Raw genomic sequence first — 26,213 nt, forward strand, 5'->3', positions numbered from 1 at the left:
ATATGTGTTCGAATAATTTGCTGTTGCATCAGCATCCTGCATCAGCTCCGTTCAGTTCCGGGAGGCGCCCATGGGTACGTTCAGCGAGTCCGTGGACGTCGTCTGCACCCCCGCGGGCCAGCCGCTGAAACTCCAGTGGGCCGGGCGGCACTACACCGTGTGCGCCGAGCCTGTCCGGTGGTACGAACGCCGGCAGTGGTGGGCCGAGGAGCGCCGTGCGCCCCTCGGCAGCGGGCCGGGGCTGGTGGACCACGAAATCTGGCGCGTCCAAGTACATGCGGACCCGCAGGGTACCGGCCCTCGGGATGCAGGAGAGCCGCTCACCCTGGACCTGAGCAGGCATGTCGGCAGCGGCCGCTGGAGGATCCTGCGGATCCACGATGCACTCCGGCCCCAGACGGCATGAGCTTCTCCCACCTTCACGTTTCCACGGCCTTCAGCGCACACTATGGCGTGGCGTGGCCCGACGAACTGGCCCAGGTTGTCGCCGCGGACGGCGCAACCGCGCTCGCCTGCACGGACCGGGACGGCCTGTACGGCACCATCAAACACCTCAAAGCCTGCATGGCCGCCGGCATCGACCCCATCGTGGGTGTGGACCTAGCGGTCTTCGACGACGACGGCGACCACCGCACCCAGCTCGCCGGCAGGGTGGTGGTGCTCGCCCGGGGCAACAACAACGGGGCGGGGTACCGGGCCCTGTGCCGGCTGGTGTCCGATGCCCATGCCCGCACCTCCGGCAAAGCCGGGGGAGCGGTACCGGTGGCGGTCACCCGCGCCGAACTCGCCTCCCGCACGCTCGACCCCAAAACCCTGAAACCGGTCCTGACAGTACTGATCGGCCCGGATTCCGACGTCGGACGGGCCATGAGCGGCCGGCGCTACCTCCGTCCGCGCACCCTTTTCAAAGGCTGGCTGGACGCCATGCCCCCAAAAACCCTGGTGGCGGAAGTCGTTTCCCAGCTCACCGCCCCCGGGGCGCACCTGAGTACCGCGCATGCGGTACGTATGCTCAAGCTCGCGGAAGAACACCATGTACCGGCTGTGCTCACCAACGCGGTCCGCTACTGCGCAGAGGACGGTGCCGCCACGGCAGACGTGCTCGACTCCGCCCGGACCCTGAAGTCCCTCCCCGAACTCGCGGCCGAACCGCTGCTCCAGCCCAACGGGCAGGCCTGGCTCAAATCCTCTGCGCAGATGCTTCAGCTCGGCAAGGAAATTATCCGCGCCGCAGGGTATGGCGCAGCGGACCTCAAACAGCTGATGGCGCAGACCGAGGCGCTCGCCGACTTCTGCCGGATCGACCCGGTGACTGACATGGGCTGGAAGCAGCCGGTAGTCCCCGAGGCATCGGTCATAGGCATCAGCCAGGACCCGCACAATGAACTGGTGCAGCGCTGTGAGGCCGGGATCAGCAGGCGGTTCCCTGGGATATCAGGCTCAGCCCACAAGGACATGCGCTCGCGGCTGGAGCACGAGCTGGGGATCATCAGGAACCTGGGGTTTTCCTCTTACTTCCTCACGGTCGCGGAGGTCTCCCGGATGATCCAGGACATGGGGGTCAGGGCAGCCGCCCGTGGTTCCGGGGCTTCCAGCCTGGTCAACTACCTGATTGATGTCAGCCAGGTGGACCCCCTGCAACACGACCTGATCTTCGAACGCTTCCTGTCCCGGGACCGGGCCACGTTGCCGGACATCGACATCGACGTCGAAAGCGCCGAACGGCACAACGTATACCGGCGGATCTTTGACCGCTTCGGTTCCGAGCGCGTCACGCTGATGAGCATGCAGAACGGGTACCGCGCCCGCGGTGCCGTCCGCGACGCCGGGATGGCCCTGGGTATGGACCATGATGACGTCGGCGAGATCGCCAAGCAGCTGTGGCGCTTTTCGGCCCGGAAATTCCGTGAGGCACTGGTTGAGAAACCTGAGCTGCGTGAGTTCGCCGGGCGGGTGGAACAGCGGGACTTCGCCGAAAACCAGCAGCTTGACCTGCTGGTGGACCTCACCGAACGGCTGGACCGGCTGCCCCGCCATATCTCCATGCATCCCTGCGGGGTGATCCTGGGCGACGCCACGCTGCTTGACCGGACCCCTGTGCAGCCCAGCGGACTGGGGCTGCCCATGAGCCAGTTCGATAAACACGACATGGATCCCATGGGCATGCTCAAGCTTGATGTCCTGGGCGTCAGGATGCAGAGCGCCATGGCGTTTGCCGTCCGCGAAGTCATCCGGATCCATCCCTCCAAAGCGGAAGTGGTTGCGGCCGGGGCCCACCCTGCAGGTCCTGACGGGACCGGGCCGGACTACATCGCCGAGAACGGGCACATCGACCTCAACGCCGTGCCGCTGGATGATGAACCAACCTACGAACTGATCCGCAGCACCCACACCCTGGGCTGCTTCCAGATCGAGTCGCCCGGGCAGCGGGAGCTGATCGGCAAGCTGGCGCCGCGTGAGTTCAACGACCTCATCATCGACATTTCGCTGTTCCGGCCGGGCCCGATGAAATCGGACATGGTGCGGCCTTTCCTGGAGCACAGGCACGGCTTCGCGCCGGAGGTCTACCCGCACCCCGACCTGAAACCCGTGCTGCAGGAAACGCATGGGGTCACTGTCTTCCACGAACAGATCCTTAAAACCTTCCACGTGATGACCGGCTGCGGCCTGGCGCGCGCAGACGAGTTTCGCCGGGCGCTCGGCGACGAGGTCCACGAGCTGAAGGTGGAGGAGTTCTTCCGCAAGGAGGCCCGGATCAAGGGGTACGCCCCGGAGGTGGTGGACAAGGTCTGGGAGACCCTGAAAGCCTTTGGCAGCTTCGGCTTCTGCAAGGCGCACGGTGCGGCGTTTGCCGTTCCCACCTACCAGTCCGCCTGGCTCAAGACGCACCACCCCGAGGCTTTCCTGGCGGGGCTGTGGGAACACGATCCCGGCATGTACCCCAAACGGCTGCTGGTGGCCGAAGCCCGCAGGCTGGGCATTCCCATCCTGCCGCTGGACATCAACCGCAGCCAGGCCGAGTACAGGGTGGAACGAGTGGCGGCAGGGCCGGATGCCGGCAAGCTGGGGATCAGGCTGAGCCTTAACGGCATCTACGGCCTGTCCGGGACCGAGCTCAAGCGGATTGTCGCCGGCCAGCCCTACGACTCCCTGGCTGACCTCCGGGCCCGGTCCAGGCTGAGCAAGCCAAGTATCAAAAGGCTCGCCCAGCTGGGTGCTTTTGATTCCCTGCACCGTGAATCGGGCGGCGCCGCCAACCGCGCGGACCTCGTCCAGCACCTGCAACAGCTCCAGGCCGCGGGCGGTACCCGGAAAGGCATCGACATCATGGAAGGGCAGCTGTCCCTGCCGCTGGGGGATGTGGAACTGCGGAACGTCAAACCCGGGCTTCCCGCGCCCACCCTGGTGGAAAACGTCCGGGCAGAACTGGACCTGATGGCCATAGACGTCAGCGGGCACCTGATGGACAGCCACCGGCCCCTGCTGGACCGGCTCGGGGTCACCACTGCCGACAAACTGTTGAGCCTGCGCAACAACACCGAGGTACTGGTGGCCGGGGTGCGCATCGCCACCCAGACCCCGCCCATGCGTGGCGGCCGGCGGGTGGTGTTCATCAGCATCGATGACGGCACCGGCTGCGTCGATTCCGTGTTCTTCCATGAAGCCCAGGAGCAGGCGGGGCTGTTGCTGTTCGGCACCAGGCTGCTGCTGATCCGGGGCACTACACGCCGGACAGGTCCCCGGGGAATCAGCCTGAGCGCCAGCATGGCCTGGGACCTGAGCCGGGTGGAATCCCTGCCGTTCGCGGCGGACCGCGTGGAGAGCACCGATGTACCGCATCCCCTGGACGGGATCAGCCGAAGCCTTGCGATTACCGGAATGGGCGGCTGAGGGGTCGCGGGTCCCGTTGGTCGGCCTCCCGGGAAACCGATAGCATTGACGATGGCTGGCTGTGGTCCCCGTACGCCACAAGCTATGAAGCCTAAAACTTTGAATAGGAGACACCCGTGTCAGATGCCCAGCAGATCACCCTCATCGTCGATGGCGAAGAGACTAAGGTGACTACCGGGACAACCGGTGCGGAACTCTTCTTTGAGCGCCGCGATGTTGTTGTTGCCCGCGTCAACGGCGAGCTGAAGGACCTGGACCAGGAACTGCCCGAGGGCGCCGAGATCGAGGGCGTCACCATCGATTCCCCTGACGGCCTGGACGTCCTCCGCCACTCCACCGCCCACGTGATGGCCCAGGCAGTGCAGCAGCTGCGCCCGGACGCCAAGCTGGGCATCGGCCCGTACATCACCGACGGCTTCTACTTCGACTTCGACGTCGCCGAGCCGTTCACCCCCGAGGACCTCAAGACCCTCGAGAAGATGATGCTCAAGATCGTCAACCAGAACCAGAAGTTCGTCCGCCGTGTGGTCAGCGAGGACGAAGCCCGCGAGGCCATGAAGAACGAGCCCTACAAGCTAGAACTCCTGGGCAAGAAGAACAACGCCGCCGAAGCAGGCGAGGGCGTCAACGTCGAGGTCGGCGCCGGCGACATCACTATCTACGACAATGCTGAGCGCAAAGAGGGCACCACCGTCTGGTGCGACCTCTGCCGCGGCCCGCACCTGCCCAACACCAAGCTCATCTCCAACGCCTTCGCACTGACCCGGTCCTCCTCGGCGTACTGGCTGGGCAACCAGAAAAACCAGCAGCTGCAGCGCATCTACGGCACCGCCTGGCCCACCAAGGACGCGCTGAAGGCCTACCAGGAGCGCATCGCGGAGGCTGAGCGGCGCGACCACCGCAAGCTCGGCGTCGAACTTGACCTGTTCTCCTTCCCCGACGAGCTGGGCTCCGGCCTGCCGGTGTTCCACCCCAAGGGCGGCATCATCCGCAAGGAGATGGAGGACTACTCCCGCCAGCGCCACGTCGATGCCGGCTACGAGTTCGTCTACACCCCGCACATCACCAAGGGCCACCTGTACGAAGTCTCGGGCCACCTGGACTGGTACAAGGAGGGCATGTTCCCGGCCATGCACGTGGATGCCGAACTCAACGAGGACGGCACCGTGCGCAAGCCCGGCCAGGACTACTACCTGAAGCCGATGAACTGCCCCATGCACAACCTGATCTTCCGCTCGCGTGGACGGTCCTACCGTGAACTGCCCCTGCGTCTGTTCGAATTCGGTTCGGTCTACCGGTACGAAAAGTCCGGCGTGGTCCACGGCCTGACCCGGGTCCGTGGCATGACCCAGGACGACGCCCACATCTACTGCACCCGCGAGCAGATGAAGGACGAGCTCACCAAGACCCTGAAGTTCGTGCTCGACCTGCTCAAGGACTACGGTCTGAACGACTTCTACCTGGAGCTGTCCACCAAGGACCCGGAGAAGTACGTCGGCGAGGACGCAGCCTGGGAAGAAGCCACCCGGACACTCGCCGAGGTGGCCGAGGAATCCGGCCTGGAACTCGTCGCGGATCCGGGCGGCGCAGCCTTCTACGGACCGAAGATCTCCGTTCAGGCCAAGGACGCGCTGGGTCGCACCTGGCAGATGTCCACCATCCAGCTGGACTTTAACCTCCCGGAACGCTTCGAGCTGGAGTTCCAGGCAGCCGACGGCACCCGCCAGCGTCCCGTGATGATCCACCGTGCGCTCTTCGGTTCCATCGAGCGGTTCATGGGCGTGCTCACCGAGCACTACGCCGGCGCATTCCCGGCGTGGCTTTCCCCTATCCAGGTGGTGGGCATCCCGGTGGCCGAAACGTTCAACGAGTACATGTTCGACGTCGTTGACCAGCTCAAGGCGGCAGGCATCCGCGCCGAGGTGGACACGTCCTCGGACAGGTTCCCCAAGAAGATCCGCACCGCCAGCAAGGACAAGATCCCGTTTGTCCTGATCGCCGGCGGCGACGACGCCGAGGCCGGCGCGGTGTCCTTCCGCTTCCGTGACGGGAGCCAGGACAACGGCGTGCCGGTTGCCGAGGCCGTCAAGCGGATCACAGAAGCCGTCCGTAACCGGACCAGCTAGCGGAAACGGATAAAAACACGGTGCAGGAGAACACAGGCGCAGGCTACCCAGGGGATGCCGGCGTGACAGATGACTTTGATCTCGCGGGCGTGCCGGATGCTTTCCAGCGCCTGTGGACTCCGCACCGGATGGCCTATATCAAGGGCGGCCAGCACCAGTTCAAGAACGAGAACGACTGCCCTTTCTGTGTGGGTCCGGGCCGGTCTGACGAGGAAGCCCTGATCGTTTACCGGGGCAAGACCTGTTACGTGGTCCTTAACCTGTTTCCGTACAATCCGGGCCACCTCCTGGTCTGCCCCTACCGGCACGTCCCGGACTACACCGACCTCACGGTGGAAGAGACCTCGGAATTTGCGGAGATCACCCAGACAGCCATGCGGGTCCTGCGCAAGGTTGCGAACCCGGGCGGGTTCAACCTCGGCATGAACCAAGGTGTGGTGGGCGGGGCAGGAATCGCCGCCCACCTGCACCAGCACATCGTTCCACGCTGGGGCGGGGACGGTAACTTCTTCCCCATCATCGCCCAGACCAAGGCCATCACGCAGACCCTGGATGAAGTCCGCCAGCAGGTTGCAGAGGCCTGGCCCGGGGAGACGGATGCTGAATAGGCATGCGCGCGGGTTTTTCACCGCACTGTTCACTCCGCTGGCGCGTTGGCTCCTGAGAATCGGTGTTTCCCCTGATGCCGTGACGGTCATCGGAACCGCCGGCGTGGTGGTCGGAGCGTTGGTCTTCTACCCCCTCGGCCAGCTCTGGTGGGGGACCCTGTTCATTACCGCGTTCATCTTCTCGGACGTGCTCGATGGCATAATGGCCCGGCTTCGGGACTCAGGCGGCCGCTGGGGAAACTTCCTGGACTCCACGCTGGACAGGATCGCCGACGGTGCACTGTTCGCCGGCGTTGCTATCTGGTTCTTCACCGGGGGCGCCGATTACGCCATCGCCGTCGCAGCCATGCTCTGCCTGGTTTTGGGCATGGTGGTCTCGTATGCGCGGTCCAAGGCCGAAGCCCTCGGTTTCACAGCCAATGTGGGCATCGCCGAGCGCGCCGAGAGACTGGTGTCGGTGCTGGTGGTCACCGGATTTACCGGCCTGGGGCTGCCCCCCGTGGTCCTTCTGGTGACGCTCGGACTCCTGGCCCTGGCCAGCCTCATTACCATCATCCAGCGCGTAGCCACCGTCCATCGCCAGGCGTTTGCGGAGTCCGCGGCTTCGGATTAAGGCTGATTAAGCCCGCCGCCTGGCGTGGGACTAGTATTGTGACTGCCCGGTCAATGTATCCGGCAACCCGGTGCGTGTACTTTCGGTTTCTTGCCGCCCTCACGCCCGGCGAAGATCAGCTATCTACCCATAGGGGTTTTTGTGTCTACACCTGATGTAAGCAGCGAAGCCGGTTCGTCCGCGAACAGCGTCACGGGCAGCAACCGCGTCAAGCGGGGCATGGCTGAGATGCTCAAGGGCGGCGTCATCATGGACGTCGTCAACGTTGAACAGGCCCGCATCGCCGAAGACGCCGGTGCCGTTGCAGTCATGGCGCTCGAACGCGTTCCGGCCGATATCCGCGCCCAGGGCGGCGTGTCCCGCATGTCGGACCCGGACATGATCGACAAGATCATCGACGCCGTCTCCGTGCCGGTCATGGCCAAGGCCCGGATCGGCCACTTCGTGGAGGCCCAGGTCCTGCAGTCGTTGGGCGTGGACTACATTGACGAGTCCGAGGTCCTGACCCCGGCCGACTACGTCCACCACATCGACAAGTGGAACTTCACGGTTCCCTTCGTCTGTGGCGCCACGAACCTCGGTGAGGCGCTGCGCCGCATCAACGAAGGCGCGGCCATGATCCGCTCCAAGGGCGAGGCCGGCACCGGCGACGTCTCCAACGCCACCGGGCACATGCGCCAGATCCGCGCCGAGATCGCCAAGCTCGCGGCCTTGCCCGAGGACGAGCTGTACGTCGCGGCCAAGGAACTGCAGGCCCCGTACGAACTGGTCAAGGAAGTTGCCGCTGCCGGCAAGCTCCCCGTGGTGCTGTTCACCGCCGGAGGCATTGCCACCCCGGCCGACGCTGCGATGATGATGCAGCTCGGCGCTGACGGCGTGTTTGTAGGTTCCGGTATCTTCAAGTCCGGCAACCCGGCCCAGCGTGCCGCTGCCGTGGTCAAGGCCACCACGTTCTTTGACGACCCCGACGTCATCGCCAAGGCCTCCCGCGGCCTCGGCGAAGCCATGGTGGGCATCAACGTCGCTGACATCCCGCAGCCGCACCGCCTCGCCGAGCGCGGCTGGTAACAGCTCTAAAGCAGTACGACGGCGGCGGGTCACCTTACGAAGGTGGCCCGCCGCCGTCGTCGGTGGTTAGCCCAGGCCGCGGCGTTTCAGCAAGGGCTCCAGTTCGGCGTCGCGGCCGCGGAGTGCGCGGAAGGATTCCAGCGGGTCCCTGCTGTTTCCGCGGGAGAGCAGCTCCTGGCGGAAGCGTTCGCCGTTGGCCCGCGTTAGCCCGCCGTTCTCGGTGAACCAGTCCACAGTTTCGGCGTCCAGCACCTCACTCCAGATGTACGAGTAATAACCGGCCGCATAGCCGGCGCCCGCGAAGATGTGCTGGAAATAGCCGGTTCGGTAACGCGGCGGGATCAGGGCATGAGCCACGCCCGCGGCGGCAAGGGCCTTTTCCTCGAAGGCGAGTGCATCGTCCGGGACCTCGGTGACATCCAGCGTGTGCCAGGCCAGATCCAGCAACGCAGCGCCAAGGTATTCCGTGGTCCCGAAGCCTTCGCCCCAGAGCCGTGCGCCGTTCAACTTGTCCACAACCTGCTGCGGAAGCGGTTGGCCGGTGGCGTGGTGCCGGGCGTAATGTGCAAGTACCTCCGGCCACAGGATCCACATCTCGTTGACCTGCGATGGGTATTCCACAAAGTCGCGGGGTACAGCAGTCCCGGCGAACCGCGGATACGCCACGTTCGACAACAAGCCGTGGAGCGCGTGTCCGAACTCGTGGAATGTGGTGCGCAGTTCGTCCAGCGTCAGGAGCGTAGGCTCGCCTGCCGGCGGCTTGGAGATATTGAGGTTGTTGATCACCACGGGAAGGGTGCCGAGCAGGCCCGACTGTTCCACCAGCGAGTTCATCCAGGCGCCGCCCCGTTTGGATTCGCGGGTGTAGTAGTCGCCCAGGAACAATCCCAGCCCGCTGCCGTCCTGGTCCCGCACTTCCCAGACGCGGACGTCCGGGTGGTAGCCTGCGAGGTCCTTCCGTTCGTGGAAGGTGATGCCGTAGAGGGATGTGGCTGCGAAGAAGACGCCGTCCCGGAGAACGCTGTCCAGCTCGAAGTAGGGGCGGAGCGCCTGTTCGTCCACTGCGTACGTATCCCGCCGCACCTTGGCCGAGTAGAACGCCCAGTCCCAGGCCTCCAGCGGATGCCCTGCCGCCTCGGCCAGCGCCGCAGCCTCGGCGTCGGCATTGCGCACGGCGGCGGGGGACAGCCTGTTCAGCATGGACTGGACCGCCTCAAAGTCGCGGGCTGTCTGGCGGTCCACCACGAATTCGGCATAGTTGGCGAAACCCAGAAGGGCTGCCTTTTCAGCGCGCAAGCCAGCCGTTGACCTGGCCAGTTCCAGGACATCCAGGCCGCCGCCGTCACTGCCCCGGCCGGTGGAGGCCTCAAACAGCCGACGGCGGATGTTCCGGTTTTCCAGGGCAGCCAGGGCGGGCTGGTTGCTGGGCTGGATCAGCGTCAGCAGGAATTTTCCGTCGTGGCCAACGGCGCGGGCCGCCTCAGCGGCGCTGGCGACATCATCGGCCGGCAAGCCGGCCAACTCTGCTGCCGTGTCCAGCAGCAGTGCGGCCGATTTCATGGCCGCCTTGACCCGCTGGCCAAACTCCGTGCCCAGTGTGGACAGCTCCGCGTTGATTTGCTTCAGCCGTTCCTGGCCCGTTTTGTCGAGCTGGATCCCGGACTGGCGGAACTCCTTCACATACTCCTTCACGAGACGGACGGACTCAGGGTCAAGCCCGGAGGTGTCAATCGCCGCGAACCTGTCGAACAGCGCGCGATTGAGGTAGATCTCGTCCTGATGGGCCGAAATACGGGGTGAGAGTTCGGTCTCCAGGTCACGGATCTCGTCTGTCGCGTCAGCTGAGGCAAGCGTGAAGAAGGAGGCCGTGGCCCGCTCGAGAAGTTGGCCGGCCTTCTCCATGGCCACGGCCGTATTCTCGAAGTTCGCAGGCACCGGGTTGTCCACAATCGCCTGGATTTCCACCAGATGTTCCGCCAGGCCAGCCTCGATGGCCTCGGCGTAATCGGATGCTCTGATGTGGGCAAAAGGCGGCAACCCATAAGGCAGGGTGCTGGCACTAAGGAGGGGATTCGTCATCTCGCTAACCTTTCATACTGCCGTATGCTTCTCAACGCGCGGCTTTGCGGCATTGGTGCGACGGCCAGACCTACAATGACGCCTATGGGGAAAAGGTTGGGCGCCGCTTCTGTGGGCGCTGTTGCTCTTCGTTCCGCCGCGGCGCTGTCCGGCGGCATGCTGGCCGCGGCGCTGCTGGCAGGCTGCGGCCTGATCGCCGAAGAGACCGCTGCTTCCGCCGGGGCCGCCGCGAGTACCGGTGCCGGGACAGCGCAGCCGAGCCCGACGGCAACCCCCACCCCGACGCCCACTCCCACCCCCGGCGCGGGGCCGGCGTGTCCCACGCTGCGCTGCGCGTCCGTGCTGGTGACCGGCGACATGCTGGTCCATACCCAGCTCTGGCAGCAGGCCCGCGACGACGCCGCCGCGGCAGGGAAAACAGGCCTGGACTTCACCCCACTCCTCGAAGGCCAGCGCAAGTACATCCAAGCCAGCGACCTCGCCATCTGCCATCAGGAAACCCCTGTGGCCGGGCCCGACGGACCGTTCTCGGCGTACCCGTCGTTCAACGTCCCGCCTCAGATCATTACAGCGTCCAAGGCGGTGGGGTACGTGGCGTGCACCACCGCGAGCAACCACACCATCGACCGGAGCACGGACGGAGTGCTGCGCACCCTGGATGCACTGGATGCCGCGGGGCTGAAGCACACCGGTTCCTACCGCACGCAGACCGAGTCGCAGGGAATCCTGATCCTGCAAACCAACGCCGCCAAGATCGCCATCATTCAGGGGACTTACGGGCTCAACGGCCAATACCCTGAATATGACTGGCAGGTGGACATCCTGGATGCGCCCACCATGATCGCCAAGGCCGTCAAGGCACGGGCTCTCGGTGCGGACATTGTGCTCGGGGCCATGCACGCCGGTGATGAGTATTCCAGCGAAGCCAACGCCCAACAGCAGGAAGTGGCGCATGCCCTGGTGGACAGCGGCCAGTTCACCATGATCTACGGCCACCACACCCACTCGGTGCTGCCCATCGAAAACTACAAGGGAACCTGGATCGTCTACGGGCTGGGCAACGGCGTCACTGAACTGTCGCCCTGGTATGTGGTGAACAACGAGGGCCTGCTGGTGCGGGCGCAGTTCAGCCAGGACGCTGCCGGAAAGTGGACGGCATCGGACCTCGCCTGGGCCCCTTCAGTGATTGTCCGCGACCCGTACCGCTGGTGTTCGGTGGCAACCGACGCGCCGCAGGGCGTCTGCGCGACTCCCGAGGCCGACGCCGCCACCCGGCTGAGGACCACCACCGTGGTGGACTCGATGGGCGCGGCTGCTGCGGGAGGGCACGAACTTCTGATCACCAAGGACCCCTGAGGCCCTTCGCCGGGGGAAACCGTCAGCGTGGTGCTACCCAGCGCAGTGGCACTCAGCGCGGACGGCGCGTCGCGTGCTCCCGGGCCAGTACTGCGTAGCGGTCGTCCGGGGCGCCGGCCGTGAAGGTGCCGTATTTACGCTCCGCGGCGGTCCTGATGAGGAAGTCGGCGATGGCAGGGTTCTTGGGCAGCAGGGAACCGTGCAGGTAGCTGGCCACCACATTTTTGTAGCGCGCGCCTTCGTGGCCGTCGCTGCTGTTGTTGCCGGTGCCCTTGGCAACGGTGCCGAGTGGCCGGACGCCAGCACCCAGGGTGGTCTGCCCGCTGTGGTTCTCGTAGCCCAGGACCTCGCCGAACTCCGGTGTGGCCACCTTGACGTTGCCGATCAGGCGTTCGTCGGTGCCGTGTGTTTCCACGTCCAGGATGCCGATCCCCGGGATGACCGTACCCAAGCGGGTCTTGAAGAAGCGTCCGAACAGCTGATACAGCCCGCAGATCACCAGCATGGGGGCGCCGTCTTCCGCCAGCCGGGTCAAGACGCCGGCGCGTGAGTGCAGGTCATCCTGGATGACCAGCTGGCCGCTGTCTTGCCCGCCGCCCCCGACAATGAGGTCCGCATCGGCGGGAAATTCGTCGCCCACGTTGTACTCCAGCAGCTCCGGGGTGTAACCGTGCCAGCCGATCCGCTGCTTGATCACCAGGGCGTTGCCCCAGTCGCCGTAGATGTTCATGTCCCGCGGGTAGAGCTGCAGGACGCGGATGGTGCCCTTGGAATTCTGTTCGACGCCGTCCGGACCGATGCCGGGTGATTCAGCAGTCATGAGACCACCTCCACTGTGGTGATTTTGGACAGCTCGCGGCGGATGGCCAGCATGGCTGTGTACGTGCAGAAGATCCGCTTCGGTTTGCCCTTGGCCGCACGGATGAATTCGGCCAGTGCGGGCGCGATCTCCGGCTGGACGCCGCCGATCCGGACGTCGTCATACTGCAGCCGCAGTGCCATATCGTAGGCCCGGGACCCGGTGAGCTGGTCCACGCCGCCGTCGCGGAGCGAATCGAATTCCACGTCCCACAGCCAGGACATGTCCCGGCCGTCGGCATAGTTGTCATTGATGGCGATCATGGTGGCGTAGCCGTCCGCGGGGAAGGACTTCAGCCCTAGCCGGAAACCGCTGGGGTTCTTGACCAGCACGAGGTCCAATGGCTGGCCGTCCACCGTGAGGCTTTCGCCGCGGCCGAACGCAGGCTCCACCCGGGATAGCGCCGTGAGCAGGGTGGCGTGGTCTGCTGTGACGGCACCACCGCCACAGATACTGCGGGCCAGGGTCAGCGCCGCAGCCGCATTAAAGATGTTGTAGACGCCGCGGAGCTTCATCGCTGTGGTGACCGTGACGCCGTCGTACTCAAAATCGGCGGTGTCCGGCCCCACTTTGCGGAGTACGACGTCGGCCGCCGGCTTGTGCGGGAGCGCTGCGGGGGCAGGACTGCCGGGCGCTGCCCGCATGTCGTCGTCGTTGGGGAAGGTGCTCAGGAGCGAATCGTCCAGGCCGAAGTACTGGACGTCCTGGCCGGTGAGCGTGTCCGCGATGCGGGCCACCCGCGGATCCTCCCGGTTGAGGACCACTGTTCCGGTGGTTTTGTCCGCGATGTGCTGCAGCAGCTGGGCCGTTTTGTCGATCTCGCCGAACCGGTCCAGCTGGTCGCGCAGGACGTTGAGAAGGAGGCTGTACCGCGGCGGAACACGGTTCACAAAATGCGTGGCGTGGGCTTCGTCGAGCTCCAGGACGGCGACGTCGGCCGTAAGCCTGCCGCGCCAGTCCACTTCGCCCAGCAGGGCAGCCGCCACACCACGGGTGAAATTGCTGCCGGTGCGATTGGTGAAGACCTTCAGGCCCTGGCTCTCCAGCAGTTCCACCACCATTTTTGTGGTGGTGGTTTTGCCGTTGGTCCCGCTCACAACTGCAACGCCGTGGGGGAGCGTGGCGAGCGTCCGCTGCATAAAGCCGGGATCGATTTTCTCGACCACCAGCCCGGGCAGCGCGGACCCTCCGCCCCTGAGCCGGGACACCCGGCGGACCAGCTTGCCGAGCGGAACACTGATGTAAAGCATGCTCTGTAATATATCCCAGCAACGGCATAGAACCCTTCCCGGAAGCGCTTCCGGCGCCGCCTCGGGACCAGCGCCCATTATGCTGATTGGATGACAAACCCCCTTTCGGCTGCTTCTGCACGCGTGGGCTCGGGCCTCCGGATCGGCGTCCTGGCACTTCAGGGCGACTTCCGCGAACACCTCCGGGCCGTGGAAGCCGCGGGTGCCGCCGGCGTCGGAATCCGCCGCCCCTCCGAACTGGACGGCCTGGACGGCCTCATCATTCCCGGCGGAGAATCAACAGCCATCGACAAGCTGGCCCGCGCCTTTGAGCTGGCCGGACCGTTGAAGGACCGGATCCGCGACGGACTGCCGGTCTACGGTTCCTGCGCCGGCATGATCCTTCTCGCAGACGCGATCGCCGATCCGGCCACGGACCTGGCCGGCAACCCGCAGCAGACTTTCGGTGGCCTGGACATCACGGTGCGGCGCAACGCCTTCGGCCGCCAGCGCGAGTCCTTTGAAGCGGACCTGGACTTCAAGGGCCTGGACTTCAGCGCCACGGAATCCGGTGTGGCCCCGGTGCATGCTGTGTTCATCCGCGGCCCCTGGGTGGAACGCGTCGGAGCCGGCGTGCAGATCCTGGCGCAGGTTGAGCCTGCGGACCCGGAGCATGCCTCCCATGCGGCCAGCCTGCCGGGGACAGCTAGAATTGTCGCAGTGCGTTCTGGCCACCTGTTGGCCACCTCCTTCCACCCGGAAGTGACTGGGGAGAAACGCGTACATGAACTTTTTATCCGCATGATCAGAGGAGACGCGTAAGCATGTCAGGACACTCCAAATGGGCAACGACCAAGCACAAGAAGGCCATCCTCGATAGCCGCCGCGCAAAGTCGTTCGCCAAACTGATCAAGAACATCGAAGTCGCTGCGCGTATGGGCGGACCGGACCTCGCCGGCAACCCGGGCCTGGAACTCGCCGTCACCAAGGCCAAGAAGACGTCGGTGCCCGCCGACAACATCGACCGTGCCATCAAGCGTGGCGCCGGCCTCACCGGTGAAGTGGTTGACTACACCGAGATCATGTACGAATGCCGCGGCCCGCAGGGTTCGGCGCTGCTGATCGAGTGCCTGACGGACAATAAAAACCGTGCAGCCTCCGAGGTCCGCCTGGCCATTTCCCGCAACGGCGGCACCATCGCTGACCCGGGTTCGGTGAGCTACCTCTTCAGCCGCAAGGGCGTCGTCTCGATGCTGAAGAACGGCCTCAGCGAGGACGACGTCCTGATGGCTGTCCTCGACGCCGGAGCCGAGGAAGTCAAGGACAACGGCGACAGCTTCGAGATCCACTCCGAACCGACCGACCTCCAGGCCATCCGCGATGCCCTCAAGGAAGCCGGAATGGAGTACGAGACCGACGAAGCCGAGTTTGTGCCGTCCATGCAGGTGCCGCTGGACCTCGACGCCGCCAAGAAGTTCATGAAGCTGGTGGACGCACTGGAAGAACTCGACGACGTCCAGAACGTCTACAGCAACGCCGACCTCAGCGACGAAGTCCAGGCCGCACTGGAAGCTGAGTGACCTTCAGCGTTGTGGCCTAGGGCGGATGTCCCAGGGTGACCCTGCGCGTATTGGGCGTTGACCCGGGCCTCACCCGCTGCGGCATCGGCGTTGTCGACGTCGAACGGAACCGGCGGGCCACGATGGTGGCCGTCGGGGTAGTGGGTACCTCTCCCGAGGAGACTCTGGACCAGCGCCTGCTGGTGATTGCCCTGGCCATCGACGAGTGGCTGGACCGCTATGAACCCCACGTAGTCGCCGTCGAACGCGTTTTTTCCCAACTCAACGTCAGCACGGTGATGGGGGTGGCGCAAGCCTCCGGTGTGGTGATTGCAGCCGCGGCCCGGCGCGGGATCCCGGTGGCTCTGCATACCCCGTCGGAGGTGAAGGCAGCCGTGACCGGCAGCGGCACCTCCAACAAGGAAGCCGTGACCAAACTTGTCACGAAAATCCTCCGGCTGGACGCGCCGCCGCGGCCGGCGGACGCTGCAGATGCCCTGGCACTGGCCATCACCCACGCCTGGCGGGCCGGCAGCGGCGCCGCCGTGGCCACCACCGGCCCCGGCAGCATGTCGCTGACGCCGGCCCAGCGCGCCTGGGCCGCCGCCGAGGCGAAAGCGCGCCGTGGGCGCTGAATGTCCGCCGTGCTTGCTAGGGTATTCGTAGATATGTTCGGATAGCCGGTCCTGCTCCCAGGAGTCCGGCAGTACACCAGGAGCCCGGCTTTGATCAGTTTCCTTCGCGGGACAGTAGCGCACGTTGGCCTTTCCTCTGCCGTAATCGACCTAAACGGGGCCGGTATGAGTGTCAACGCCACACCCCAGACCCTCAGCCGCCTCCGCACCGGCGAGGAAGGCAAGCTCTTCACCTCGCTGATCGTGCGCGAGGATTCGCTGACCCTGTTCGGTTTTGCCTCCGACGACGAACGTGAAGTCTTTGACGTCCTGCTGAGTGTGAGCGGCGTGGGCCCGCGGCTCGCTCTGGCGGTGCTCGCCGTGCACGAGCCTGAAGCGATCCGGGTTGCTGCCCACACTGGCGACAGCAAAACGTTCACGAAGGTGCCCGGCATCGGCCCCAAGGTGGCCGGACGGATCGTACTGGAACTGGCCGGCAAGCTGGTGCCACACGGCACGGCAGGTGCCCCCGGCGCTTCCACCCCGGCCGAAGCAGCCTGGAAGCCCCAGGTGGTGGCGGCCATGACCAGCCTCGGCTGGTCGGAAAAGGATGCCGCTGCCAGCATCGAGAAGGCCCTTGCGGACGATCCCGAGGTTGAATTCCGGGGCAACGTGGCCGAGATCCTACGGACCACGCTGCGCTGGCTGGGCCAGGATGGCGCGCGGGCCGGCAACCGCATAGGCAGCCGTGGCTGAGCCGTCGGTGGTGGCGGCAGGGGAGGAACCCGAGGAACGGGTGATCGAAGCCGCCCTCCGGCCGAAGAACCTGGATGACTTCGTCGGCCAGCACCGGGTACGCAGGCAACTCTCCTTGGTGCTGCAAGCGTCCCGGATGCGTGGACGCAGCGCCGACCACGTACTGTTTTCTGGCCCTCCCGGCCTGGGCAAAACCACCTTGGCCATGATCGTGGCTGCTGAGATGAACGCGCCTCTGCGGATCAGCAGCGGTCCGGCCATCCAGCACGCCGGGGACCTCGCCGCCATCCTTTCCTCGCTTTCCGAAGGGGAGGTCCTGTTCCTGGACGAGATCCACCGGATGTCACGGCCGGCAGAGGAAATGCTCTACATGGCCATGGAGGATTTCCGTGTGGACATTGTGGTGGGCAAGGGCGCCGGGGCCACCGCTATCCCGTTGGAGCTTCCGCCTTTCACTCTGGTAGGTGCCACTACACGCGCCGGCCTGCTGCCAGGACCGCTCCGGGACAGGTTCGGGTTCACCGGGCACCTGGAGTTTTACAGCGTGGCCGAGCTGGAACTGGTGCTCAGGCGCTCCGCCGGCCTGCTGGACCTCAAGGTCAACTCTGCGGGGTTCAGCGAAATTGCCGGCCGGTCCCGCGGTACGCCGCGTATCGCCAACCGGCTCCTCCGCCGGGTCCGGGACTGGGCACTGGTGCATGGGATTGAGCAGATCGATTCCCGCGCAGCCTCCGCTGCCTTGGACATGTATGAAGTGGACAAACGAGGCCTGGACCGGCTGGACCGGGCAGTCCTCGAAGCACTCATCACAAAGTTCGGCGGGGGACCCGTGGGACTTTCCACCCTGGCCATCGCGGTGGGGGAGGAGACCGAGACCGTTGAAACGGTGGCGGAACCGTTCCTTGTGCGCGAAGGCTTGCTGGGCCGGACGCCCCGGGGGCGCATCGCCATGGCCCCGGCCTGGACCCACTTGGGCTTTGCCATACCGGCCGGGGTTTTCGGGCAGGAGCCGCTGGATTTGTTCGAACCGGACCCGGACAGTGCCGAGTCCGCGGCCGAATGGGCGCCGAACGGTCAATAGCACTGTCCTCCCAGCTTTTCCCTTTAGACTGGTATGACACCCGGCACGTTCGGGTCTGTGTTCCCGCGGCGGCTCCGAGGAGCCGTTACCTGCCAGGCGCGATTTTCTGCAACGGGGAACGACGCGGACGCTGCCAAACACCCGATACGCCAGTACAGAACGGAATCTTCCCTGTGGATCCAATGAACATCGTCTTGTTCGCAATGCTCGGAATCTTTATCTTCATGATGTTCCGCCGCAACAAGAAGACCAAGGAACAGCAGGCAACGCTGCAGTCCCGGTTCGAGCCCGGTGTCGAGGTCATGACGAGCTTCGGACTCTTTGGCCGGATTGTCTCCATGGACGACGCCGAGAACAAGGTTGTCCTGGAACTCTCGCCCGGGAACTTGGCCACAGTTCACCGCCAGTCCGTGACCAAGATTGTGGAACCGGCTGTCGAAGCAGATGCTCCGGCCGTCCCGGATGACGCTTCGTCGCTGACCAGCCACTCATCCCTGACCAGCGAAGAAGCCGGCACCCCGGCAGTTTCCGCAGAAACCCCGGATGAGACCCTGAAGCGCCTCAATGACGAGGGCAAGAAGGACATCTAGTCCTCGCCGCACGGCAGCCCGCGTTATAACGCCTCTACGGCTGGGGACAACCGCCAGTGGGACTGTTAGTTCCCGCCGGTGGTTCCTCCGTAAATAAGAGAAAGATTCACAATGGCACGAACTGGCCCCAACAACTCAGGCCTGAGGGTACTGGTGTGGCTCGGTGTAGTCCTCGCCGTGCTGACCGCCGTCCTGGCCGGCGGCACCCTTGCCGGACAGGCAAGCTGGGCACCCAAGCTGGCACTGGACCTCGAGGGTGGCACCCAGATGATCCTGGCGCCGAAGGTTGAGGGCGGTTCGGACATCAATGAACAGCAGCTCAACCAGGCCGTGGCCATTATCCGCCAGCGTGTGGACGGCTCAGGTGTTGCCGAAGCGGAAATCAGCACCCAGTCCGGCCGCAACGTTGTGGTCAGCCTTCCGGGTACGCCTTCCACTCAGACCAGGGCTTTGATCCAGGCGTCCGCCGACATGAACTTCCGCCCGGTCCTCCTCAACGGAGCCGGCGCGCCCGTCTCCACGGAATCCCTCACCCCTGAAGACCAGCTGCCGAAGCCCACCGCGGACCCGGCCAACAGCAGCGACGTCAACTGGATCACTCCCGAGCTATACCGCGCCTTCGAAACCCTCGACTGCGACCACCCGTCCCAGGACAAGCAGAAACGGTCAGACCCCACCAAACCGCTGGTCACCTGCGAACCTGCCACGGCCACAACGCCGGCCCTGAAATACATCCTGGGCCCCGTCGAAGTCAAGGGCACCAACATTGTCACGTCCTCGTTCCAGCTTCAGCGGGGGTCTCAGGGTGCCGTCACGAACCAGTGGGCCGTGAACATCCAATTCGATGGCGAAGGCACGGCCAAGTTCAAAGACGTCACCCAGCGCCTGAACCAGTTCTACGTTGCCGCCGGTGGCGAAGCGGGCAAGGATCCCAAGGCTCAGTTCGCGATTGTTCTCGATGACCAGGTCATCTCCGCACCACGGTCGCTGGCTGTGATCACTGACGGGCGGCCGCAGATCACCGGTAACTTCACGGAGCAGACAGCCAAAGCGCTGTCCGATCAACTGCGGTTCGGTGCGCTTCCCATCAGCTTCGAAATCCAGAGCGAGCAGCAGATTTCCGCCACCCTGGGTGGCGAACAGTTGCGCATGGGCCTGTTGGCCGGTCTGATCGGCCTGCTGCTCGTGGTGGTCTACTCACTGTTCCAGTACCGCGCCCTGGGGTTCGTGACTATTGCATCGCTGGTGGTGGCCGGCGCCCTCACCTATCTGGCCATAGCCATCTTGGGATGGACTGAAAACTACCGGCTTTCCCTCGCCGGCGTGGCCGGCCTCATCGTCGCCATCGGCCAGACCGCTGACTCGTTCATCGTCTACTTTGAACGCATCCGCGATGAACTCCGCGAAGGCCGTGGATTGGTCTCCGCGGTGGAGAACGGCTGGAAGCGGGCCAAGCGCACTGTCCTTGCCTCCAAGGCCGTGAACCTGCTGGCTGCCCTGGTGCTCTACTTTGTGGCTGTCGGCAACGTCCGCGGGTTCGCTTTCACGCTGGGTCTGACGGCCATTGCCGACCTCCTGGTGGTCTTTATGTTCACGCATCCGACGCTCCAGGTCCTGGCGCGCACCAAGTTCTTCGGGGAGGGCCACCGGCTCTCAGGCCTGGACCCCAAGCGGCTGGGTGTTGTGCCGCTTTACCGCGGCGCCGGGCGCGTGCGGACGCCTGAGGCCAAGCCTTCCGTGGTCCGGGCCAAAAACACCGGTGCCGCAGCCGAAGCTGAACGACGCATGACCATCGCAGAACGCCGCCTTGCGGAAAAGCAGGAGCAGCTCACCGGCTCCTCCAAGAGCGCAGCCAAGGAGAACAAGTAATGTCCAGCAGCTTCGCCAATTTCGGCAACGAGCTTTACTCCGGCAAGCGCTCCTACAACTTTGTCGGGGCCAGGAAAGTCTGGTTCCTCGTCGCGGCGCTGGCGGTGGCTTTGTCCATTCTGATTCCCGTTGCCAAGGGCGGCTTCAACCTCGGCATCGAATTCCGCGGTGGGTCCGAGTTCACAGTCTCCAACGTGAAGACCGTTGATGCCGCGGCGGGCGAACAAGCCGTGCAGGACGTGATGCCAGGAGCCATTCCGCGCGTGGCCAACGTCGCCGGCACCACGATGCGGATCCAGACGGACAAACTCACTGATGATGAGACACTCAAAATCAAGGCGGGGCTGACGTCCGCCTACGGCGTCACCGACAACGAGGTGACCTCCACCTTTGTCGGTCCGACATGGGGTGCGGACGTTACCAAGCAGGCCTTGATCGGCCTGGCGGTGTTTGTGATCCTCGCCGCAGTCCTTATGGCGCTCTACTTCCGAACCTGGAAGATGTCGCTGTCGGCTGTTTCGGGCATGCTGGTGACGATGTTCGTCACCGCAGGGGTGTATGCCCTCAGCGACTTCGAGGTAACGCCGTCTGCCATCATCGGGTTCCTTACCGTGCTCAGCTACTCGCTGTATGACACGGTGGTGGTCTTCGACAAGATCCGTGAAAACACCGCCGATGTTGATGCGTCCACCCGCCGCACTTTTGGTGAGGAAGTCAACCTCGCCGTCAACCAGACCCTGGTGCGTTCCATCAACACAATGATGGTGGCCATCCTGCCGGTCGGAGCCATCCTGTTCATCGGTGCCGGCCTTTTGGGGGCGGGCACTTTGCGGGACCTGTCGCTGGCACTGTTCGTCGGAATCCTGATCGGTACGGCCGCGACCATATTTATCGCTGCCCCGATGTATGCCTGGCTGCGCCAGAATGAACCTGACCTGGTGAAGCAGGCCAAACGCGTGGAACAACGCAGGTCCGCGAACAACGCCAAGACCGAAGGATCAGCTGCGGCCGCAGGGGCCTGACCCATCGCACCACAACGGGCCGGGCGGCGTCGGGATATCGACGGCGCCCGGCCCGTTTCGCATTTCAGCGCCCGGTTACATATGTGAACTGGCGGGGGAATAGACTGAGGTAATTAAACAGTCGTGAGGGGTGCTTCATTGGAAGAACGTTCGGCGTCGGTGCCAACGGCAGACGGGGATAACAGCCCGGGCCACGGAATTCAGACCGGGCTGACCGCTTCCGCACGCCCGGCGCCGGCAGTTCCTGTAGACAATTCGGGCGCACGCCCTACATTTCCCGGCCGACGCGAGCGGACGCGCTCCCGGCTGGCCCGGCTGACCGGGCGCGGCGCGGTACCGTATTCGCCCATTCTTGAGCCTCTGCTGCGTACCGTACGCGCGAACAACCCCAAAGAAGACTTTGACCTCATCCAGCGCGCTTTTGAGGTGGCCGAGCAGAGCCACCGCGGGCAGAAGCGCAAAAGCGGCGACCCGTACATCACCCACCCCGTCGCCGTAGCCACCATCCTCGCTGAGCTCGGCCTTAGCGGAACCACGTTGGCCGCGGCCCTGCTGCACGACACGGTGGAGGACACTCCTTACACACTGGCTGACCTCAAGAAGGACTTCGGTCCTGAGGTTGCCATGCTGGTGGACGGCGTCACCAAGCTGGACAAAGTCAGCTTTGGTGAGGCCGCGCAGTCCGAGACCGTCCGCAAGATGGTTGTGGCCATGGCCAAGGACATCCGGGTCCTTATGATCAAGCTCGCGGACAGGCTCCACAACGCCCGGACCTGGCGGTTTGTTTCCGCGGAGTCATCGGCACGAAAAGCCCGCGAAACCCTGGAAATATTCGCGCCCCTGGCCCACCGGCTGGGCATGAACACCATCAAGTGGGAATTGGAGGATCTGTCCTTCGCTGCCCTCTACCCCAAGGTCTATGAAGAAATCGTCCGAATGGTGGGCGACCGCACCCCGGAACGGGAGAAGAGCCTGGGCGTCATCCGGGATCAGATCACCGACGACCTCCGTACCGCCCGGATCAAGGCCACCATTACGGGCAGGCCGAAACACTATTACTCGATTTACCAGAAGATGATCGTTCGGGACAAGGATTTCGACGACATCAACGACCTCATGGGCGTCCGGGTGCTCGTCGATTCGGTCCGGGACTGCTACGCAGCCCTGGGCACCATGCATTCGCGCTGGAACCCGTTGCCGGGGCGTTTCAAAGACTATATCGCCATGCCCAAGTTCAACATGTACCAGTCACTGCACACCACGGTGATCGGCCCCGGCGGCAAGCCCGTGGAGATCCAAATCAGGACCCACGAAATGCACCGCCGGGCTGAGTACGGTGTGGCAGCGCATTGGAAGTACAAGGATCAGCCCAACCGTACCGCAGTGGGGCCGGGCAGCCCCCGCGACGGCGACATGGGCTGGCTGAGATCCCTGGTTGACTGGCAGCAGGAGACCTCCGATCCGGGGGAGTTCCTGGACTCTCTGCGGTTTGAGATCAACGCCAGGGAAGTCTTTGTCTTTACCCCCAAGGGCGAGGTCATGGCCCTGCCTGCCGGTTCGACGCCGGTGGATTTTGCCTACGCGGTCCACACCGAAGTCGGTCACCGCACCATCGGCGCGCGGGTCAACGGCAAGCTCGTTCCCTTGAACAGCGAGCTGAACCACGGCGACTGGGTAGAGATTTTCACCTCGAAGGCTGAAGGCGCCGGACCGAGCCAGGATTGGCAGCACTTCGTCAAAAGTGCCCGCGCCCGGAACAAGATCCGTCAGTGGTTCAGCAAGGAACGGCGCGAAGAGGCAATCGACCGCGGCAAAGAACTGCTGACACGGGCCATGCGGAAGCAGAACCTGCCCCTGCAGCGACTCATGACGCACGAGGCCTTGGCAGCGGTGGCCGCAGAGTTCAAGTACGTTGACATCTCCGGCCTCTACGCCGGCGTAGGGGACGGCCATACGTCAGCGCAGTCGGTCATGGAGAAACTCGTTGAAAGCCTGGGCGGCAACGAGAGCACCGACGACGACATCACTGAAGTCAGCATCCCTACGCAGGTGGCCAAGACCAAGTTCTCCGATTCCGGAGTGGTGGTGCGCGGCGTTGGCGATGTCTGGGTGAAGCTCGCGCGCTGTTGCACGCCTGTTCCGCCGGACCCGATTCTCGGCTTTGTCACCCGCGGTTCCGGTGTTTCGGTGCACCGTACGGACTGCACCAACATTTCCGATCTCCGGGACCAGCCCGACAGGATCGTAGAGGTGGACTGGGCACCCACCCAGTCAAGTGTTTTCCTGGTGGAGATCCAGGTTGAGGCGCTGGACCGGAAGTCCCTGCTCTCGGATGTCACCCGCGTCCTGTCCGAGAACCACGTCAACATTCTGGCGGCCAGCGTTAACACCTCCACCGACAGGGTGGCTATCTCCAGGTTCGCCTTCGAGATGGGGGACCCCAAGTACCTCAGCCACGTCCTCAGTGCCGTGCGGCGCATCGATGGCGTGTTCGACGTCTACCGGACCACCGGCAACAAGCGCCGGAGCTAGCAGGGCCAGCTTTTCCAATCCAGCCCGTTTGTGCGGGACCCGGGGGCTGGCTTCGATGGCCAGGATCAGCAAGCGCAGCCGCACGTCCCGCTCCGGGCGGGCCAGCAACCCCGCCAGCGCGGGCAGGGCCCGGTGGGCGTCGACGTGCAGCGCAATATCCACGGCGGTACGCAGCGGACTGGAGACCATCAGCCCGCCCATACTTACAACGTCGAACGGCCCCAGCCGGACTTCATGGAGCGTGCACCCCCGTGTATTGCGGAGGCTCGAAATCCGCCGCTTCGCATCCACAAGCAACGCGAGGCGGTCCGGTTCAGCAGCACAGCCGTAGATCCACGCCGCCGTCATCCGCCCGGCTACCACGCGTTGCCTGACCGCCGCCGGCACCGCGCTGGCCACCGTTCTGGCCCGAATCTGGGGTGACGCTGCAGCGTCCGGCAACGTGAATCCGTGCTGGTGGAACTGCGCCAGGATGCCATCCGCCGCCAGCGACTGGAGTTCGGGCCACGCGAAAGGCTTCCCCGGCGAATACAGGTCCGGGTATTGGGACGGTGAGGAAGTGGCCATCCCTCCATTTTGCCGCGTCGTACCTTAACCAGCACAGGCCCCGTCCCGGTTATGTGGATAACCGGGACCGGGCCTGTGGGTCCTGCGACAGGCGCCTGGCGAAAGGCGTCCTACAAAATATTGACTAGGAAAGCTCGCTGGCCGAGCGCTGGATCTGGTCCAACCAAGCCTGCCTCGCCTCGAGGGCTTCGCGGGCCCCCTTGATCTTGCGCTGGTCGCCGGCTTTCTCGGCCTTGGCGAGATCGTCCTGCAGGCCGGAAATGGCTGCTTCCAGCTGCGACAGGGCGCTGTTGGTGCGGGCCTTCGTCTCGGGGTTGGAACGCTGCCAGTTTTCCTCTTCGGCGTTGCGGACAGCGTCCTCCACTTTGCGGAGGCCGGCTTCGATGCGGCCCATGTCGGCGCGGGGCACCTTGCCGGCTTCCTCCCAGCGGTCCCGGACAGACTGAAGCGCCTTTTTGGCAGCGGCCAGGTCCTTGACCGGCAGGATGCTGTTCGCTTCGGTGAGGAGCGCTTCCTTCACCGTGAGGTTGGCGGCGTATTCCTGGTCGATCTCCTCGTTGGCTGCCTGCCTGTGTGTGAAGAACACGTCCTGGGCGGCACGGAAACGGGCCCAGAGGGCGTCGTCGTCCTTGCGGCTGGCACGAGGTGAGGCTTTCCATTCATCCATGAGCCGGCGGTATTCGCCCGCGGCGAAGCCCCAGTCGGTGGATGAGGACAGCGCCTCGGCTTCGGTGATGAGCTTTTCCTTGGCCGATTTTGCGGCCGAGTTGGTGCTGTCCAGCTGGGAGAAGTAGGCGCGGCGGTGACGGTCGAAGACGGTCCGGGCGGCACGGAATCGCTTCCACAAGGCGTCCTCGTTGCTGCGGCCAAGCCGGATGCCGCCCTTCTGGGCCGTTTTCCAGCTTTCAAAAAGATCGTTCATCCGGGCGCTGGAGGTCTTCCATTGGATCTGTGCGGGATCCTGCCCCGAGATCTCTTCGGCTTCGGCCACGATGGCCTCGCGGGCCGCGAGCTCGGCGGAGCGAACGGCGTCATGTTCTGCCTTCTCCGCCTTTTCGAGGTCTGCGATCTGCACGGAAACAGCGTCGAGCCGTGCTTCGGTGGATCGGAGGTCTCCCACCATGTTCCGCTCCGCCAGCTGCTCGCGCAGGTGCGTGACGGTCTTCTGCATATCGGTGCTGGGCGCTTTGGAGCTGATGCGCTGCTCCAGGAGCAGGACCTGGGCAACGATGTCGTCATGCTTCCGCGCGAAGTAGGCAAGGGCTTCGTCATTGCTGACGCCGGGGTACTGGCCGACCGGGTGCTCATCGCCCTCGATCGTCAGGAATACGTGGCCGTCACCCTCGACACGGCCCCACTTTGAGGCTTCCGCCAGGGACGTCGCGGAGGCAACGGGTGCCGGTGCTGCCACAGGTGCGGCTGCTGCCGGCTTGGGCCGGGCGGCGAAGGCTGCCGGTGACGGAGCGGGTCGAGCCGACGGAGCAGGCGCCGGGGCTTCCTCAGCGGGAGCCTGAACAGCCGCGCTGTCGTCAATGGCCGCAGGCTCTTCAGCGGGGGCCGTACCGGCCGCGTCACTTTCAAACGGGACGGCCACGCCGCCTTGATCCACGTCCGCTGGAACCTCGGTTTCAACCGTGGCCTGCTCGGCGGTTGCCTGGACAGCGTCTGCCTGGTCAGCCACGGGGGCCGCTACCTCGGTCAGGTCTGCTGTTGTTTCGTCGGATTTCTGACTGTCTGTCACCGCTAAAAGTCTTTCGCTTGGAGGGAAATACTCACGTACTGCACCGCGGCCAT

At 64.7% G+C, this 26,213-nt stretch carries 20 protein-coding genes; 16 read left to right on the forward strand and 4 right to left on the reverse strand.

The window, feature by feature from the left end:
* The first annotated feature begins 70 nt into the window (after nt 1–70).
* From ACQCS0_RS10410 to pdxS, 6 genes are all read left to right on the forward strand, one after another.
* A complete protein-coding gene (locus ACQCS0_RS10410) occupies nt 71–406 on the forward strand; it encodes a DUF6504 family protein (protein WP_354154980.1) in 336 nt (111 codons plus the stop codon).
* Nucleotides 403–3,891, forward strand: coding sequence for a DNA polymerase III subunit alpha (locus ACQCS0_RS10415; protein ID WP_354154981.1), 3,489 nt, complete (start codon nt 403–405; stop codon nt 3,889–3,891). Before ACQCS0_RS10410 ends, ACQCS0_RS10415 begins: the two co-directional genes overlap by 4 nt.
* 116 nt (nt 3,892–4,007) lie before the next feature.
* Nucleotides 4,008–6,017: a threonine--tRNA ligase gene (gene thrS, locus ACQCS0_RS10420; RefSeq protein ID WP_354154982.1), complete on the forward strand. Its 2,010-nt coding sequence runs from the start codon at nt 4,008–4,010 to the stop codon at nt 6,015–6,017.
* Between the two features lie 20 nt (nt 6,018–6,037).
* Nucleotides 6,038–6,625, forward strand: a complete 588-nt coding sequence (locus ACQCS0_RS10425; protein ID WP_354154983.1) for an HIT domain-containing protein — start codon at nt 6,038–6,040, stop codon at nt 6,623–6,625.
* The gene (gene pgsA / locus ACQCS0_RS10430; RefSeq protein WP_354158065.1) at nt 6,615–7,238 is read left to right on the forward strand and encodes a phosphatidylinositol phosphate synthase; all 624 of its coding nucleotides are present in this window, start codon (nt 6,615–6,617) and stop codon (nt 7,236–7,238) included. Before ACQCS0_RS10425 ends, pgsA begins: the two co-directional genes overlap by 11 nt.
* Nucleotides 7,239–7,379: 141 nt before the next feature.
* Nucleotides 7,380–8,306 carry a pyridoxal 5'-phosphate synthase lyase subunit PdxS gene (gene pdxS, locus ACQCS0_RS10435; protein WP_354223206.1) on the forward strand — a complete coding sequence of 309 codons (927 nt, stop codon included), beginning with the start codon at nt 7,380–7,382 and terminating at the stop codon, nt 8,304–8,306.
* 66 nt (nt 8,307–8,372) lie between these two features.
* Here the strand turns inward: pdxS and ACQCS0_RS10440 are convergent, their stop codons facing one another.
* Entirely contained in the window at nt 8,373–10,385 is a 2,013-nt protein-coding gene (locus tag ACQCS0_RS10440) for a M3 family metallopeptidase (protein WP_354154986.1), read from the reverse strand.
* Between the two features lie 84 nt (nt 10,386–10,469).
* On the opposite strand from ACQCS0_RS10440, the gene ACQCS0_RS10445 reads away from it, so the two are divergent.
* The gene (locus tag ACQCS0_RS10445; protein ID WP_354154987.1) at nt 10,470–11,741 is read left to right on the forward strand and encodes a CapA family protein; all 1,272 of its coding nucleotides are present in this window, start codon (nt 10,470–10,472) and stop codon (nt 11,739–11,741) included.
* A gap of 52 nt (nt 11,742–11,793) precedes the next feature.
* Here the strand turns inward: ACQCS0_RS10445 and ACQCS0_RS10450 are convergent, their stop codons facing one another.
* The gene (locus tag ACQCS0_RS10450) at nt 11,794–12,561 is read right to left on the reverse strand and encodes a glutamine amidotransferase (protein ID WP_354154988.1); all 768 of its coding nucleotides are present in this window, start codon (nt 12,559–12,561) and stop codon (nt 11,794–11,796) included.
* A complete protein-coding gene (locus tag ACQCS0_RS10455; RefSeq protein WP_354154989.1) occupies nt 12,558–13,850 on the reverse strand; it encodes a MurT ligase domain-containing protein in 1,293 nt (430 codons plus the stop codon). Before ACQCS0_RS10455 ends, ACQCS0_RS10450 begins: the two co-directional genes overlap by 4 nt.
* Nucleotides 13,851–13,940: 90 nt before the next feature.
* On the opposite strand from ACQCS0_RS10455, the gene pdxT reads away from it, so the two are divergent.
* The 9 genes from pdxT to ACQCS0_RS10500 all read left to right on the forward strand — a co-directional run bounded on the left by pdxT (nt 13,941) and on the right by ACQCS0_RS10500 (nt 23,852).
* On the forward strand, nt 13,941–14,651 hold the full coding sequence (pdxT, locus tag ACQCS0_RS10460; protein WP_282330648.1) for a pyridoxal 5'-phosphate synthase glutaminase subunit PdxT: 711 nt from the start codon (nt 13,941–13,943) through the stop codon (nt 14,649–14,651).
* A gap of 2 nt (nt 14,652–14,653) precedes the next feature.
* On the forward strand, nt 14,654–15,409 hold the full coding sequence (locus tag ACQCS0_RS10465; RefSeq protein ID WP_354154990.1) for a YebC/PmpR family DNA-binding transcriptional regulator: 756 nt from the start codon (nt 14,654–14,656) through the stop codon (nt 15,407–15,409).
* Between the two features lie 35 nt (nt 15,410–15,444).
* Nucleotides 15,445–16,023, forward strand: a complete 579-nt coding sequence (gene ruvC / locus ACQCS0_RS10470) for a crossover junction endodeoxyribonuclease RuvC (protein WP_354154991.1) — start codon at nt 15,445–15,447, stop codon at nt 16,021–16,023.
* 90 nt (nt 16,024–16,113) lie between these two features.
* Nucleotides 16,114–16,758 carry a Holliday junction branch migration protein RuvA gene (ruvA, locus tag ACQCS0_RS10475; RefSeq protein WP_354154992.1) on the forward strand — a complete coding sequence of 215 codons (645 nt, stop codon included), beginning with the start codon at nt 16,114–16,116 and terminating at the stop codon, nt 16,756–16,758.
* The gene (gene ruvB, locus ACQCS0_RS10480) at nt 16,751–17,839 is read left to right on the forward strand and encodes a Holliday junction branch migration DNA helicase RuvB (protein WP_354154993.1); all 1,089 of its coding nucleotides are present in this window, start codon (nt 16,751–16,753) and stop codon (nt 17,837–17,839) included. Before ruvA ends, ruvB begins: the two co-directional genes overlap by 8 nt.
* 182 nt (nt 17,840–18,021) lie before the next feature.
* Nucleotides 18,022–18,429 (forward strand): preprotein translocase subunit YajC, encoded by a 408-nt coding sequence (gene yajC, locus ACQCS0_RS10485; protein ID WP_354154994.1) that lies wholly within the window; start codon nt 18,022–18,024, stop codon nt 18,427–18,429.
* A 111-nt stretch (nt 18,430–18,540) separates the two neighbouring features.
* Nucleotides 18,541–20,298: a protein translocase subunit SecD gene (gene secD / locus ACQCS0_RS10490; protein WP_354154995.1), complete on the forward strand. Its 1,758-nt coding sequence runs from the start codon at nt 18,541–18,543 to the stop codon at nt 20,296–20,298.
* Nucleotides 20,298–21,320 (forward strand): protein translocase subunit SecF, encoded by a 1,023-nt coding sequence (gene secF, locus ACQCS0_RS10495; RefSeq protein ID WP_354154996.1) that lies wholly within the window; start codon nt 20,298–20,300, stop codon nt 21,318–21,320. The genes secD and secF overlap by 1 nt, the downstream gene beginning before the upstream one ends.
* A gap of 138 nt (nt 21,321–21,458) precedes the next feature.
* On the forward strand, nt 21,459–23,852 hold the full coding sequence (locus tag ACQCS0_RS10500; protein ID WP_282330656.1) for a RelA/SpoT family protein: 2,394 nt from the start codon (nt 21,459–21,461) through the stop codon (nt 23,850–23,852).
* A gap of 691 nt (nt 23,853–24,543) precedes the next feature.
* Here ACQCS0_RS10500 and ACQCS0_RS10505 read toward each other — a convergent pair.
* Entirely contained in the window at nt 24,544–26,160 is a 1,617-nt protein-coding gene (locus ACQCS0_RS10505; protein WP_354154997.1) for a DUF349 domain-containing protein, read from the reverse strand.
* Nucleotides 26,161–26,213: the final 53 nt, after the last annotated feature.

Source organism: Pseudarthrobacter sp. S6, from assembly GCF_050156575.1.
Lineage (GTDB): Bacteria > Actinomycetota > Actinomycetes > Actinomycetales > Micrococcaceae > Arthrobacter.

Coding starts and splice junctions, on each gene's coding strand:
- pgsA (WP_354158065.1), top strand. CDS start 6,615: ATGCTGAATAGGCATGCGCGCGGGTTTTTCACCGCACTGTTCACTCCG.
- secF (WP_354154996.1), top strand. CDS start 20,298: ATGTCCAGCAGCTTCGCCAATTTCGGCAACGAGCTTTACTCCGGCAAG.
- ACQCS0_RS10410 (WP_354154980.1), top strand. CDS start 71: ATGGGTACGTTCAGCGAGTCCGTGGACGTCGTCTGCACCCCCGCGGGC.
- ACQCS0_RS10465 (WP_354154990.1), top strand. CDS start 14,654: ATGTCAGGACACTCCAAATGGGCAACGACCAAGCACAAGAAGGCCATC.
- ACQCS0_RS10440 (WP_354154986.1), bottom strand. CDS start 10,385: ATGACGAATCCCCTCCTTAGTGCCAGCACCCTGCCTTATGGGTTGCCG.
- pdxT (WP_282330648.1), top strand. CDS start 13,941: ATGACAAACCCCCTTTCGGCTGCTTCTGCACGCGTGGGCTCGGGCCTC.
- ACQCS0_RS10415 (WP_354154981.1), top strand. CDS start 403: ATGAGCTTCTCCCACCTTCACGTTTCCACGGCCTTCAGCGCACACTAT.
- ACQCS0_RS10455 (WP_354154989.1), bottom strand. CDS start 13,850: ATGCTTTACATCAGTGTTCCGCTCGGCAAGCTGGTCCGCCGGGTGTCC.
- ACQCS0_RS10450 (WP_354154988.1), bottom strand. CDS start 12,561: ATGACTGCTGAATCACCCGGCATCGGTCCGGACGGCGTCGAACAGAAT.
- yajC (WP_354154994.1), top strand. CDS start 18,022: ATGAACATCGTCTTGTTCGCAATGCTCGGAATCTTTATCTTCATGATG.
- secD (WP_354154995.1), top strand. CDS start 18,541: ATGGCACGAACTGGCCCCAACAACTCAGGCCTGAGGGTACTGGTGTGG.
- ACQCS0_RS10445 (WP_354154987.1), top strand. CDS start 10,470: ATGGGGAAAAGGTTGGGCGCCGCTTCTGTGGGCGCTGTTGCTCTTCGT.